We start from the raw sequence: 14,901 nt of genomic DNA on the forward strand, positions 1-14,901 counted from the left end.
ATCGGGGCTTCCTTTTTAAGTCGATTATTTTTTAAATAATCAAAAGGAGTTGTTTTTCATGGACTACAACAAATTGGGAAAGGAAATACTAACTAATGTTGGTGGAAAATCCAATGTTAAAAGTGTTATCCATTGTGCAACTAGACTTCGTTTTGTTTTAAATGATGAGTCAAAAGCAAACGATGACGTTATAAAAAATACAAATGGAGTTTTAAATGTAGTAAAGCAAGGCGGCCAATATCAAGTAGTAATTGGTCCAAGTGTTGCTAAAGTATATGATGAAATTATAAAAATTGGGAAATTCTCAACAGATATGGCAGAAAATACTAATGATTCTCACATGTCTGCTAATAAAGAAGACGATAAAGGATTATTATCAAAAGCACTCGGATTAATCAGTTCAATATTTGTTCCTATTTTAGGCCTTCTATCTGGTGCAGGTATGATCAAAGCTGTTTTATCTGTATGTACAATCACAGGATGGTTGTCTGAGAATAGTGGAACTTATCTTATATTGAATGCTCTAGGAGATGTATTATTCTACTTTTTCCCAGTAGTAATTGGATGGAGTGCTGCTAGAAAATTCGGATTGAAAGAAATATATGGTATTACTTTAGGCGCCTTTCTTTTGTACCCAACAATTGTTTCTGCAGCAAGTAGTAAGGCGGTTACTACAATATTTAAAGGTACAATTTTTGCTTTAAAATATAAGGAAACGTTTTTGGGTATTCCCGTAGCTTTACAAAGTTATTCAAGTACTGTTATTCCAATAATTATTATTGTTTGGTTTGCAAGTTATATAGAAAAATTTCTTGATAAAAAAATGCCAGATGTTTTAAAAATGGTCTTTGTTCCATTCTTTACGTTGTTAATTGTCGGATCACTAAGTTTGATTGTTATTGGACCAATTGCAATGATTCTACAAAATATTTTAAGTGATACTGTTCTTTGGTTAGTTGGTCTGAACAAAGGTATCGCCGGATTCTTCCTTGGATCATTATGGAGTATCTTAGTTATGTTTGGTTTACACTGGGCTGTTATTCCATTCTTTGCAATTGATGTTGCTCACTACGGCTACGACATTATCAACCCTCTTATTTTTTCTGGAGCATTGGCAGTTTTGGGTTCTGCACTAGGTGTCGCCATCCGTACTAAGAATGAAGATACTAGATCAATGTCCGTGGCTGCTGCTATTTCCTCATTTTTTGGCGTAAGTGAACCAGCATTATACGGTGTCTTAATTCCAAGAAAGTGGATTTTAATCACCTCATTTACCGGTGCCGGACTTGGCGGTGCAATCGCTGGTCTATCGGGTTCTAAATTATATGAATTTGGTGCTAATGGTATTTTAGGCCTTCCATGTTTTATTAATCCTAAGGGAATTGATTTCGGTTTCATTGGATTGTGTATTGGTGGTATTGTTGCATTTGGTTTTGCTTTGGTTTCAGCTTTAATGATTGGCGATAAGAAAGAAGAATCTGGGGCTCTTTCAAAAAAAGGTGCAAAGAAAAAAGCTAAAAAATCTATTATTTCTTCACCAGTCAAAGGCCAGGCAATCGATTTAACTTCAGTAAATGACGATGTGTTCTCACAATTAACTTTAGGAGATGGAATTGCAATCATTCCGAGTGAAGGCAAAGTCTATTCTCCTGTAGATGGAATCATTAGAGTTGCTTACCCAACTGGACATGCTGTAGGTATAGCTGCTAATGATGGGGAAGAATTATTGATTCATATCGGAATTGATACCGTTAACTTACAAGGTAAATATTTTACAAGTCATATAGTGCAAGGCATGAAAGTCAAAAAGGGTGATTTATTAGTAGATTTCGATTTAAATAAAATCAAGGCCGAAGGATATGATCCAACGGTTATGGTTATTGTTACGAAAAATGAAAAATTAAAGTCTGTAGTACCTTTTGAAACTGGTCCCGTTTCAAATGGGGATAAAGTTCTAAATGTTAATTTGAATTAAAAGATTGGAGTGATTTATTTGATTATTGATGCAAATATGTACTGGCTTCCTGATGAATTATTTACAAATGATGGTATTCTTAATCATTTTTTAAAAGTCATTAATAGTCATAATGATACTAAAGCTTATAGTACAATTTTAGATGATGGTTCAAAAAAAATTACTATCGAAAAACCTATCGGACAACCTAGCTTAGATTATTTTCAAAATGATTATTTAATGGATAAACAAATTTCTGATATGGACGAGGGTAATATTGATATTGGACTTTTAAAATTACCAGGTTGCCAAGAATGGCTAGATTTGGACTTATGCAAGATTTTCAATCGTGATTTAGCAAAACATGTTGAGGAAAGTAGTGGAAGAATGTATGGTTTAGCTGTAGTTCCTCCGTATGGTACAGATGAAAATTTAAGTGAATTAGATTTTGCAATAAATTCATTGGGCTTAAAAGGCGTTCAATTATCCACACACTATAACGATGGATATTTAGATAATAAAATGTATCGTTCGTTTTTAAAAAAAGTGGCCGAAATGAATATCCCAGTGTATGTGCATCATACACCAGTTCCTATTGAATATGATTCAATTAAAGACTTTGAAAATCTAAGAAGATCATACGGTCGTTGTGAAGATCAAATAATTGCTATTGGTAGAGAAGTATTTAGTGATTTATTTGAAGACATTCCTAACTTGAAGTTAATTCATTCAATGCTTGGTGGGGGATTCTTTACATATAAAACTATGCTATTGCCACATGATTCGGGAAATGGGAGATTTGATACCGATATTTCTGATATTCAACAGAGAATGGAAAATAATATTTATTATGAAATTTCCCATGCTCAACCTTGGGGTGAAGACAATTTAGAGATTGCTTCAAAAGTTCTTGGTTCAAAGAATATTATTTATGGATCATCATATCCTGTTAAAAAATCATGGTTAGTCGATGGTCCATCGGTTGTTCAAAATTTGGATTTAACATCTACAGATAAAGAAAACATACTGGTAAAGAACTCAAAAAATATTTATCATATCTAATGAAATAAGGAGATAACCACATTCACATATCTATTGTGAATGTGGTTGTCTCCTTTTTATTCATCATAAATTTTAATCTAAATCTTCACCATTACTTTCAACAGCCTTCTTGTACCAGTAGTAAGAGTCCTTCTTTAATCTCTTATTAGTACCATTACCATCATTATCACGGTCAACGTAAATAAATCCGTAACGTTTTGACATTTCGCCAGTAGATACTGAAACTAAATCGATTGGGCCCCACATAGTGTAACCTAAGCATTCAACGCCATCTCTAATAGCTAAGCCCATTTGTTCCAAGTGTTCTTTGTGATACTTGATACGATAATCATCGTGAATCTTGTCATCGTCAGTTACATGGTCGATTGCTCCAAGCCCATTTTCAACGACCATAAGAGGTTTTTGATAACGGTCATACATGTCATTCATAGTAATTCTTAGGCCAACCGGATCAATAATCCAACCCCAGTCACTGGCTTTCAAGTAAGGATTGATAACTGAGTCAGAGAATGTACTTGCAAAGTTACTTGAAGCTGTGTTTCCTAATAAACGCTTGTCAGTCGTAATAACACCTGATGAGTAGTAACTAAACGAAACGTAATCAACAGTATCTTTCAATGCTTCCAAATCATCATCAGTGATATCCAATTTGATATTGTTATCTTCAAAGAACTTCTTAGCATAACGAGGGTAATATCCACGTGCTTGAACATCAGGGAAGAAGTATGATTCACGCATGACCTTTTGTTTTTGTAAAACATCTTGAGGGTATGGAGTATAAGCATAATTACAAATTCCAGCAATCATACTACCAATCATGAAATTCGGATTGATTTTATGTCCCATTGTTACGGCTTTAGCTGAAGCAACTAGTTGATAATGAGCAGCTTGATATTGTGTTTGTTTAGGATTTGGATCACCAGTTAAATCTAGTCCAGCACCAAATAGTGGATAGTGTAATAACATATTGATTTCATTGAATGTAATCCAATACTTAACTTGATCCTTGTAACGTGTAAATAATAGCTTAGCCAATTTCAAATATTCATCAATCATACGACGATCAGCCCAACCATTGAACTCTTCAACAGCCCACATTGGTGTATCGAAGTGGTCAATAGTAATTAGAACTTGCATACCTAATTCGTTGGCCTTTTTGATGACTTTATCATAGAATTTCAAACCGTCTTCATTAGGTTTATCCATATTAGCTTTAGGGAAGATTCTAGGCCAAGAAACAGACATACGATAGATGTTAAAGCCCATACCGGCAAGCAATTCCAGATCCTCTTCCCAGTGATGATATCCGTCAATACTTACTCTATTTGGATAAAAGTCATACTTCTTTTTCATTGTTTCTAGGGGATGTTTCATAGCTTGTTTTCTGCCATGTGCTTCATCAGGTAAAATATCCATTACTGACAATGTTTTACCATCTTCGTCAAATCCACCTTCATATTGATTTGCGGCTGTAGCGCCACCCCATAAGAAATTCTTTGGAAAGTTACTCATAATTAATATCTCCTTCTAATTTAATGTTAAATTAATTGCTAAATCACTATTTGTATCTAATTCTGGTTCAACTTTGTAGTCCTTACTATTTAGAACAATCATCATAACAGTGTTGTCAAAGCCAGCTTCGGCAATTTTTTCATAATCAAAATCAATTAGCTCTTGACCTTGACTGACAGTGTCACCATCTTTGACCAGGCTCTTAAAGTATTTACCTTTCAAATTAACAGTGTCGATTCCTAAGTGGATAAGTACTTGGGTACCAAAACTATCAGTAATTCCAATTGCGTGGTTAGTAGGGAACGTAGCTGTAATTTTTCCCGAAACAGGAGCAATCACTTTATTGGATGTTGGTACAATTGCAATTCCTTTTCCCATCTTTTCTGAGGAGAATACTTCATCGTTGACATTAGATAGGGAGGTCTTAGTACCACTAACAGGCATGATCAATTCATCATGATCAGATGTTTGAATAGTTTCTGTATTATTATCATTTGATTGTTCAGCTTCGACACCTTTTAATCCGAATAAATATGTTAAGACAGCTGCACCAATGAAACTAACAGCTAAACCAATCATTTCTCCAACAAAACCATGACCTAAGTATGTAGGGATGGAAAGTAAACTTGGAAAAGCAAAGGCATGAGCTTGTGTTCCAGCAAGTCCAATGATGATTCCACCAATGGCACTGCTTGCAATAGCAATGTAGAATGGTTTCTTATATTTCAAAGTAACACCATAAAGAGTTGGTTCAGTAATACCAAAGATGGCTGCGATAAATGCAGAACCAGATACTTGTTTCATTTTCTTATTCTTGGTTTTCAAGAATACACCTAATGCCGCACCTGCTTGTGAAAATACAGCAGCACAAGCAATAGGGAAGATAGGATCAACACCTTGATTAGAAATATTACTCATAATCAAAGGTAAGATCATCCAATGGAAACCAAACATTACGATGACTTGCCATAAACCACCAATAATGATTCCGGCAAGGATAGCGGCGTGATTATAGATTCCCATGATTGAACCAGCTAAAGCATTACTGATTGTTGCTCCAATAGGGCCAACTACTATCAAAGTAAGTGGAACCATAATAACTAATTCCAGTAGAGCAACGAAAACATATTTCAAACTATTTGGAATAATCTTATTAAGCAATGGCTCTAAGTAGCTCAAAATCCAAATTGATAGCATGATAGGAATAACTGATGAAGTGTAACTCATTGGAATTACAGGAATCCCTAAGAAATGTAGCGTTGTGTTGTTAGTTGCTAAAGCAACGATATTTGGATAAACAAGTGCTCCGGCAATCGCAACACTGACAAATCTGTCAACGTGTAATTGTTTAGCAGCTGTAAAGGCGATGAACATGGGTAAGAAGTAGAACAATGAATCACTAGCAGCGTTTAAAATAATGTATGTTCCACTTTTTGCACTTAACCAACCTACAGTAGAAAATAATGCTAAAGCACCTTTCAAAACTCCGGCACCACAGATGGCACCTAAGAATGGCATGAATAAACTGGAAATGAATGAAATAAATCTATTCAATAATCCTAAAATACCTTTTTTCTTTGGCTCATCTTCTGAAGTCTCGGTTAATGAACTTGCATCAGCGGGAACTCCATCTAATTTTATAAATTCGTTATATAAATCTGCGACTTGAGTTCCGATAACTATTTGAAACTGTTCACGGCTATAAACAACTTGAATAACACCATCTAATACTTCAATTTTCTTTTGTTGAACTTTGTCTGGATCATTAACATTGAATCTTAATCTAGTAGCGCAATGCCAGACTTTTTTAATATTCTTCGGTCCGCCCATTAACGTTAGGATCTGCTTTGCGAGATCGTGGTATGACATATTAATTCCCTCCAATGCGTTTTTGTTATCTTCGTATGGAACCGGTTCCATCCAACGACAATATAGTACATCGTGGGAATATTCCCACGTCAAGAGCAAAATAAAAAAGAATTATAAAAAGTTATAATCCTTTCTTAGCAAGTGGTTCGTATGATTAGCTTTGGAGTAATTTTTATTTCTTCAAATTTTTTATTTTCCAAGCGTGAAATTATATTATTAATACAATTAATGGCCTGAATCTCTAAATAAGTATCAACTGTTGAGATATTCATGTATTTACCAAAATCACTATTATCAAATCCGAATACTTTAACATCCCTTGGAACATCAACCTGATATTCTCTGAGAGTAGAGATAAAGTCCGCTGCTACATAGTCTGAATATGCTAAAACAACTTTTGGTGGATTGATGGTCTTTAAATATGTCAAAGCTGCCTGTCTTCCGGCACCGCCTTGTTCAGGGAAGTATAGTTGCCAATTATTATCAGTGCAAGGGTAGTCATGTTCAAATTCATTAATGGCTTTTATTCTGGCTTTAGTATTACTTTTTTTACGATCATTTAAAATATGTCCAATGCTATCAACTTCATAAGTATTCTCTATATATAACAATATCTGTTTGTATAGTGGGTAATGATCTATGTATGAAGAATAAATTGAACAGCTATCAATTCTTCTCCAAGTAGAAATAGGCCCGTATTTAGCAAACTCTTTGATGGTGTTCCATCCATTTCTTGTGGAAACTAAAAACAATCCATCTAAAACGTGCAGCTTTAAATAATTTAAAACGCTGAGTTCTTGTTCTTTATCCTTAGTGAAATAAACGTTTACACTGTATCCTTTTTCCTCAGCAATGTGTGTTATATAACTCAATAAAGACCCAACGGCAGGATAATAACTAGTGGCAACAAAACCAATGATATTAGTCTTTTGTTGTCGCATTTGTCTGGCTAATATATTAGGTACATAGCCTAGTTCGTCAGCAGCAGCGATAATTTTTTGCCTACTTTTTTCAGATACGTGGCGTGATCCACTAAAGACTCGAGAAACGGTTGACTTGGAAACATTTGCTTTTTTTGCAACATCAAATATATTTGTCAATTTTTTCCTCCTTAGACAGAGCTAATACCACGATTATAGTATAAATATGTGTTTTATAAGTTTGGCTTTTTAGATATATTTTATAAAATAAATAAATTAAAAATTAAATAACAACAAATAAGCATAAATAAATTAAGTAATTTTTAATATCTAAAATTAAATTATGTTAACGTTTGCATACAAATGATATTGGTAATACATTATGTACATATTTGATAATCATAAATTAGAGGGCTTGATTATTTAAATATATATTTAATATTAAGAGGGGAATTCTTAATCATGAAAACTAGATACATGGTTTATATAGGTACTATTTTATCAGCGTTATCAATACAATCCACTACAGTTTCTGCTGATGAAACCAAGGAGAATGGAAATCAATTAGCACAAGCATCAGAATCAACTTCTGTTATTCAAAGTCAGAAAAATAATTCTAAAACTGATGTTAATGGTGAAAAAAATCTTTTTGAAGATTCTTCAGCACAAAATGAGAACATTCAAAATAACAATTTGAATAACAAAAATAGTGCTCGAAATTCTATTGATGCTAATAATAGAGCGATTATTTATACTCAACAGGGTCGGACGGATAACAACCGACAAACGGATATACATAGCTTAGTCTCTTCCAACAAAGTATCTAATAATAATAGTTTATCTAATGTCACTAATAATTCGAACGATAATTCGGATAAAATAGTTAGTTATTCAAAATCTCAAAATGATACTAACAACCAATATTTCGATCAAATGCTACAATCATGGAAAGATGTAACCGTTGGAGACCGGTACTATAAGTCTAATAACAATGAAATGAATCAAATCGCTGCACAACAGGATAAGAATATTAAAAATCTCTGGACTAGCATGGATAAGAGTTCCGATAGAGAAAATCTTTGGAATGGAGCGGAAGAATTAACTACATCAGCACATATTACAACTGATTATAGAAATCTAGAAGCACTTGCCATTGCAACATCCAATCCAGGATCACAATATTATAACAATCCTGAACTAATTGCGGATGTAGTAAATGGTTTTGAGTGGTTGAATATTAACAAATATAACCAAAATATTAAAGCTTATGGAAATTGGTGGGATTGGGAGATTGGTACTCCTTTATTTATTAATAATATTGTTACTGTGATGAAGCCATATCTAACTGAAAAGCAAATCCAAAATTCCATGGATGCAATTAATTTCTTCGTACCGGATCCTGATTATTTCAGAGGTAGTATATATCCTCAATGGAAGGCAGAAGCTACCGGTGCTAATCAGGTAGATATTAGTAAAGTTAAGATTATTCAAGCTTTGATTGAAAAAGATGAAGTTGGTTTAAAAAAAGCAATTAATGCTATGGAGAAGGTTTTTCCAATAGTTACATCCGGAGAAGGATTTTATCCAGATGGATCATTTATTCAACATGAGAACGTTGGTTACAATGGCTCTTACGGAAATGTTCTTATAGATGGGGTATCACAATTACTAGGGATACTTTCTAATACGCCATATAATTTGAGTTCTGATTCCATGGCTTCCGTTGATTTCTGGGTAGAAAAAGGATTTTCACCATTTATTTATAAAGGAAATTTAATGGATATGGTTAGAGGTAGAGCAATTTCTAGGGGAACATTTCAGTCTAATGTAGCTGCTGTAGACTTAATTAGATCACTTACTAGAGTCGTTGATACTTATCAAAATCCAGAAAAAGCAAAATTTCAAAGTCTTATTAAGTATTGGTTGAGCTTTGGGGATAATTATCAAAACTATTTAAAGCAGATGACAAATTATCGTGATGTTGCACTAATTGAGAATATTATGAATGATCCCTCCATTGAAGCCAAAGATTATCAGGATAACGAACTATACAATTTTAAGAATATGGATAAAATCTTACTAAAGAATAAACAACACAACTACGCTGTTGGTATTACGATGTCTTCAAATAGAATCAAACGTTACGAATCTTTGAATAACGAAAATACTCATGGTTGGTATACAGGTGATGGTATGGTTTTTGTTTATAACGACGATGCCAACCAATTTAATGACAATTACTGGGCAACTGTTGATCCCCAAAAATTACCTGGTACAACTGAAACAAACGCACCACAAAAAATTGGTAGTGGTACAACAACTTCATCTAAGTCATTTGTTGGGGCTTCAACATTTGGAAATATAGGCGCTATAGGTAATGTAGGATCGATTGCAATGGATTTTGTAAATAACGATAACAATTTAACTGCTCACAAATCCTGGTTTTTAATGAAGAATGGCATTGCAGCCTTGGGAAGTAATATTCAGAATACCTCATCATATAAAGCTTTTACTTACATTGACAATAGAAAGCTAAACGATTCTTCGAATTATAAACTTTATGTTAATGGCGGTCTTATTCAAACACCATTAAATAAGATAAATGAATTAAAGAATGTTTATTCTATTTACTTAGAATCTAATGTTCAAGGTGAATCCATAGGATATAAATTCATAACTCCACAAGATTTAAACTTAGGATTGGTTGAACGTAAAGGTTCTTGGTCAGAAATCAATAAAGCTCAGAGTAGAAATGAATATTTGAGGAAATATTTAGAAATATATGTTGAACATACTTCTAAAAATAATAAATATAATTATGTTACATATCCTAATATTGATTTAACTGATTTTAATAAGATAAATACGCCTATAATTATAGAGAATAATGATAATATGCAAGCATTGAAGTTTGGCAATAATATCGGCGTAAATGTATTTAACGATACCAATGAAACAGTTGAAGATATGAGCTTTTCAACTCCATTATCTTTAACAAGAATTAATAATGGTAATCAAATAATTTTTGGATTATCTGATCCAAGTCAAAATTCCAAAAATAAGTCTTTCTTTAAGTTAAAAGATACTGGGTTAAAGGTCATGGATAAAAGTCAAGGTATTCAAGCACAATTAGTTGACGGATATTGGAATATTTCATTAAAAGAAAACGGTCACGATGGTAATACTCAAGTTTTGATTTTGAGGAAATAAATAAAAAAGGAACATCTTACACATTTTAAGTGGGATGTTCCTTTTCTGATTTAATGGCTACTTTTAGAAATTAAATTCTCACGATTCAAAAATAAAGTGGTATTAATGTTGATTAAAACAGAAGCAGCATCCAAATTTTTATCGAGACCATTTTTTATTTCTTTGCCAATTATTTTTTCAAATAGAAGTGTATATAAATCAACGTTATTTGATAGTTTAGTTTTACGAATTCCATTGTGATAAAAATCAGTTGAATATGATAAGAATGGAAATTTTTCATAAATTTCACGTTCAAAGAATAAATCTTTAGCTGGAATATCACCGCCCATTAGGGCAATTTCATGTTGGATTTGATATTGGAAAAGCCATTTGAAAAAGACAACGCAAGCCTCATTTTTATTGGAGTATTTGTTAATACCGATTAATCCGCCACCTAGAGCTGGTTTATTTCCAGGTATAGGAGCAATCCCATATTTTGCCGGATTTAAATTGTTTAGATGGTTAGAAAAACCGATCAAAATAGCAGTTTTATCATCATTGAAATCCTTAACCTCCGAGTCCCACCAGCTTTTTATTTCGATATTACTTACTTCCCTAAGCTTTCTGTATAAATTATAAGTTTTAATAAAAATATCTGTATCAAATCGTAATCCATTTTCTGAATTATTTATGGTGCCGTTTAGCGAATAATAATATGGTAAGAATTCTGAAGCAATTAATGTGTCTGCGTTTCCCATTAACGATAGCGATTTTACACCCTTTAATTCTGGTTCGTTTGAATCGTTAAAGAACTTTGCCAAGTTGACAAGTGATTGATAATTTATTGGGGGAATCAAGTTTTGGTTATATTTGTCTGAATACTGTTTTTTTATAATTTCATTATTAAATATTTTATTTTTGTAAAGCATAATTTGAATACTTGGATCCAATGGAAGAGCATAAGGAATTTTACCTTGATAAATATACTGATTCCAATTATTCAAACGAACCAATTCAGTTGTTAACTCTGGTATTTGATTCAGTGGACGGAAAATCTTCTTACCAAACCAATTAAAATCACTAATATCTAGCCGAATTAAATCGTATTTTTGCCATTCATTACTGTTTAAAATTGCACGCATTTGAGGAAATTTCTTAGTAGTTAAATTGATTTTAATGTTATATTTTTGGGTCAAATCAGGAAGTAGAAATTTAATAATTCTTGAAAAAGGTGATTCTAATAATAATAGATTTAGTGAAACTGGCTTTTTATTATATGGGAATTGTTGATAGTCAGTATTATAGATATTGATAGTTAATTTTTTTTCTTGAAATTCCAACATTTTAATTAAAGAAAGAGCAATCTTGTTGGCGGAGTAGTGGAAAACGTTTTTTTGTGTGTTGGATTCAAAGGAAACGATATTTTTTGAGCTGATTAAAATAATTTTGATTTTGTTATCTAAAGTTCTAGAAATATTTTGAAGACGATTGGCCAATTTGCTATCGAACGTGACAAAATTTCCTTGAGGATAATCAATGATTTTTTTGTAAATTTCTGTCATATTATCATTGATAATATTAGAGTTTTCGAATTGCTTATAAAATCCCATACCAAGTTCATCTTTTATAATGAATGTCGGTTCGACAAATTTATTTTTTAGTATTTTTAAATCAATTGATACTTGTCTAATGTTTTTATTTTTATAATTACCAATGAAAATAAGATTTTTAGGGTTATCAAGGAGTTTACTTATATCAGTCACTGGTTCCAGATGGTTAATAATGAGAATTCCATAGAAATTTTCCCGTTTAATTTGTACAAGACATTTTTTCTCAAGTTCTAAATCATTATTTGTTTCAAATAATTTGATAGTCAATCCAATGCTTTTTAATTCATGATATAAATTAGTATAAAAATCATTCGTATATTCATTCAATTGCGGAATCAGCAATGCAATTTGAGTGGATTTTTTTTGTCTAATTGATAACGCAGAAATGTCTCGAACATAGTTTAATTTCATGGCAGCTTGTTCGACTTTACGAATGGTATCAGCTTTTACATTCCCTCGATGGTTGAGAACATTTGATACTGTTCCTAAACTAACTTTGGCTTCTTTAGCAATATCCGTAATTGTTACTTTGCTCATATATATCTCCTTTAAATGTTGTTACAGTAAGGTATTAATTGAATTTACAAAAAATTTACATAAAAGCGATTTTTCATATACATAAATCTCATATAATAATTATATCGTCTTAATTGAAACGTTTCAATTAAGAGGTGAAAATAATTGAAACATTATAAGGGAGATAGTAGCGTGAAGAAATATTTTAAATTAATACTTATTACATCTTTATTTTTTTCAGTTTTAGCAGGATGTGGTGCGAATAAAAAGGGAAGTAGTGCAGCAAAGGAAAAAATCGTAGTTTACTCTAATTCAATTAGTAATGGTCGTGGAGATTTCTTGAAAGAGGAAGCTGCAAAAAAAGGTTTCAAATTAGAATTAGTTGATTTAGGCGGGAACGACATTTATAACCGTTTGGTAGCTGAAAAAGATGCACCAGTGGCCGATGTAGCCTTTGGAATGAATCAAATGAATTTTTCATCTTTAAAGAATAAAGGAATTTTGGAAAAATATACTCCAAATTGGTTAAGTAAGGTCAACAAAAATCTTGGAGATAAAGATAATTACTTTGCTCCACTAACTGAACAACGAGTATTTATGATTTATAACGCTGATAAGATTAAAAAGAGTGAAGCTGCCAAAGACTGGAAAGATATGTATTCTGATCCTCAAAATAAAGGTAAATACATTGTGCCAACTAATCTTGGCGGTGCAACTACTAATGCAGTCGTTTACACACAATTGATGAATAACCTTGAAAAAAATAAAAAACTTGGTGTTTCTGATGCTGGGTGGAAAGAATTAAGTAGCTACTTTAAGAATGGTAAGACTTTATCTGAAGGTCAAACGGAAGTTGGTGCTTTAATGAATGGTGATGCTAAGTACGCGTATACATTCTTGAGTAATGTTCCCGTAGTTGAAAAGAAGTTAAATGTTCATTTGGGTGTTGTTAATCCATCATACGGAGTTCCACAAACAATCGAGCAAGTTGGTATTTTAAAGAAGAAGAATCCTAAAAATAGTACGAAGAAATTTGTTGACTGGCTAGGTAGTGCTGACTTGCAGGGTAAGTGGGCCAAAAAATTTGGAACAGCTCCTGTAAATAAGGATGCAGAATCTTCAATGGATCCTAGAGTAAAACAAATTATGAAAGAAACTACACCTCAAAAAGTAGATTACGACTTTGTTAACAATCATTTATCTAAATGGGTTGAACATGTCGAATTAAATATATTGAAGTAGAGGAATTCGATAAATGATAACTTTTAAGAATGTGCAGATTAAATACGATGATTTTTTAGCTGTGCCAGATTTAAGTTTTGAAGTTAAAGAAGGTGAATTTTTTACCTTATTGGGTCCCTCTGGATGTGGTAAAACTACTACTTTAAGAGCTTTAGCAGGATTTTTAGAAACTAGTAATGGACAAATTGAAATTGATGGTCAAGATATTACTCATTCTCCTATCAATGAAAGAGGGGTGGGGATGGTCTTTCAGAGTTATGCTCTATTTCCGACAATGACCACTAGAGAAAATATTGGCTTTGGATTAAAAGTTGAAAAAAGAGATAAAAAATATATTGATCAAAGAGTTCAAGAAATCGCCAAAATGGTCGATTTAACTAATGATCAATTGGATAAAAATGTGTCTAATTTATCGGGCGGGCAGCAACAACGAGTTGCAATTGCTAGGGCAATCGCAAAAAAGCCAAAGATTTTAGTAATGGATGAACCATTGTCAAATTTGGACGCGAAGTTACGTAAAACATTACGTAAAGAAATCAAGGACTTTCAACAAAAGTATGGTATAACTATGATTTATGTTACTCATGATCAAGAAGAAGCGTTGATGTTATCAGATCGAATTGCTGTTTTTAATAAAGGAAATTTAGAACAGATTGGAAGTCCTGATGAAATTTATAATCATTCTGAAACAGAATTTGTTTGTAATTTTATCGGTGATGCAAATGCCTACACTTTAGATGATTTAACAAAAATGCATCTAAATACTGTTGAATTGGAATCTTACGATAAATTTTATATTAGACCGGAAAAATTACTTTTATCTAGAGAAAATAATAATCAATTAATAGGGCAAGTTATTTCCAAGGAATTTTATGGAATGTATACCTATTATAAAATTGTAGTTAATGGTGTAGAAATGATTTCCTTTCAAAGTGAAAGTAATCTTGAACAATTTGAAATCAATGATAAAGTTGCAGTTATTTTGAATAAATCCGATATTCTCCCGTACAAAGAGGGAGGGCGTTAA

The 14,901-nt window shown here is 32.4% G+C and carries 9 protein-coding genes; 5 read left to right on the plus strand and 4 right to left on the minus strand.

Annotated features, from left to right (window positions below; all coding sequences use genetic code 11):
* Positions 1 to 58: 58 nt before the first annotated feature.
* The gene (locus FFM65_RS02790; protein ID WP_119317687.1) at positions 59 to 1,975 is read left to right on the plus strand and encodes a beta-glucoside-specific PTS transporter subunit IIABC; all 1,917 of its coding nucleotides are present in this window, start codon (positions 59 to 61) and stop codon (positions 1,973 to 1,975) included.
* A 9-nt stretch (positions 1,976 to 1,984) separates the two neighbouring features.
* Entirely contained in the window at positions 1,985 to 3,016 is a 1,032-nt protein-coding gene (locus tag FFM65_RS02795; RefSeq protein WP_245954223.1) for an amidohydrolase family protein, read from the plus strand.
* A 72-nt stretch (positions 3,017 to 3,088) separates the two neighbouring features.
* Here FFM65_RS02795 and FFM65_RS02800 read toward each other — a convergent pair whose 3' ends face one another.
* The 3 genes from FFM65_RS02800 to FFM65_RS02810 all read right to left on the minus strand — a co-directional run bounded on the left by FFM65_RS02800 (position 3,089) and on the right by FFM65_RS02810 (position 7,497).
* The gene (locus tag FFM65_RS02800; RefSeq protein WP_057816058.1) at positions 3,089 to 4,528 is read right to left on the minus strand and encodes a family 1 glycosylhydrolase; all 1,440 of its coding nucleotides are present in this window, start codon (positions 4,526 to 4,528) and stop codon (positions 3,089 to 3,091) included.
* Between the two features lie 15 nt (positions 4,529 to 4,543).
* Positions 4,544 to 6,397 carry a beta-glucoside-specific PTS transporter subunit IIABC gene (locus FFM65_RS02805; RefSeq protein WP_119317685.1) on the minus strand — a complete coding sequence of 618 codons (1,854 nt, stop codon included), beginning with the start codon at positions 6,395 to 6,397 and terminating at the stop codon, positions 4,544 to 4,546.
* A 134-nt stretch (positions 6,398 to 6,531) separates the two neighbouring features.
* On the minus strand, positions 6,532 to 7,497 hold the full coding sequence (locus FFM65_RS02810) for a LacI family DNA-binding transcriptional regulator (RefSeq protein ID WP_119317684.1): 966 nt from the start codon (positions 7,495 to 7,497) through the stop codon (positions 6,532 to 6,534).
* A gap of 282 nt (positions 7,498 to 7,779) precedes the next feature.
* Between FFM65_RS02810 and FFM65_RS02815 the strand changes: the two genes are divergently transcribed.
* Positions 7,780 to 10,527, plus strand: coding sequence for a polysaccharide lyase 8 family protein (locus FFM65_RS02815; protein WP_119317683.1), 2,748 nt, complete (start codon positions 7,780 to 7,782; stop codon positions 10,525 to 10,527).
* Positions 10,528 to 10,577: 50 nt separating this feature from the next.
* Here FFM65_RS02815 and FFM65_RS02820 read toward each other — a convergent pair whose 3' ends face one another.
* Positions 10,578 to 12,653, minus strand: a complete 2,076-nt coding sequence (locus FFM65_RS02820) for an extracellular solute-binding protein (protein ID WP_119317682.1) — start codon at positions 12,651 to 12,653, stop codon at positions 10,578 to 10,580.
* A gap of 171 nt (positions 12,654 to 12,824) precedes the next feature.
* On the opposite strand from FFM65_RS02820, the gene FFM65_RS02825 reads away from it, so the two are divergent.
* Together FFM65_RS02825 and FFM65_RS02830 are read left to right on the plus strand one after the other, a co-directional pair.
* Positions 12,825 to 13,874, plus strand: a complete 1,050-nt coding sequence (locus tag FFM65_RS02825) for an extracellular solute-binding protein (protein ID WP_162897902.1) — start codon at positions 12,825 to 12,827, stop codon at positions 13,872 to 13,874.
* Between the two features lie 13 nt (positions 13,875 to 13,887).
* Positions 13,888 to 14,901: an ABC transporter ATP-binding protein gene (locus tag FFM65_RS02830; RefSeq protein WP_119317680.1), complete on the plus strand. Its 1,014-nt coding sequence runs from the start codon at positions 13,888 to 13,890 to the stop codon at positions 14,899 to 14,901.

The sequence above is a fragment of the Companilactobacillus formosensis genome, assembly GCF_005405305.1.
Lineage (GTDB): Bacteria > Bacillota > Bacilli > Lactobacillales > Lactobacillaceae > Companilactobacillus > Companilactobacillus formosensis.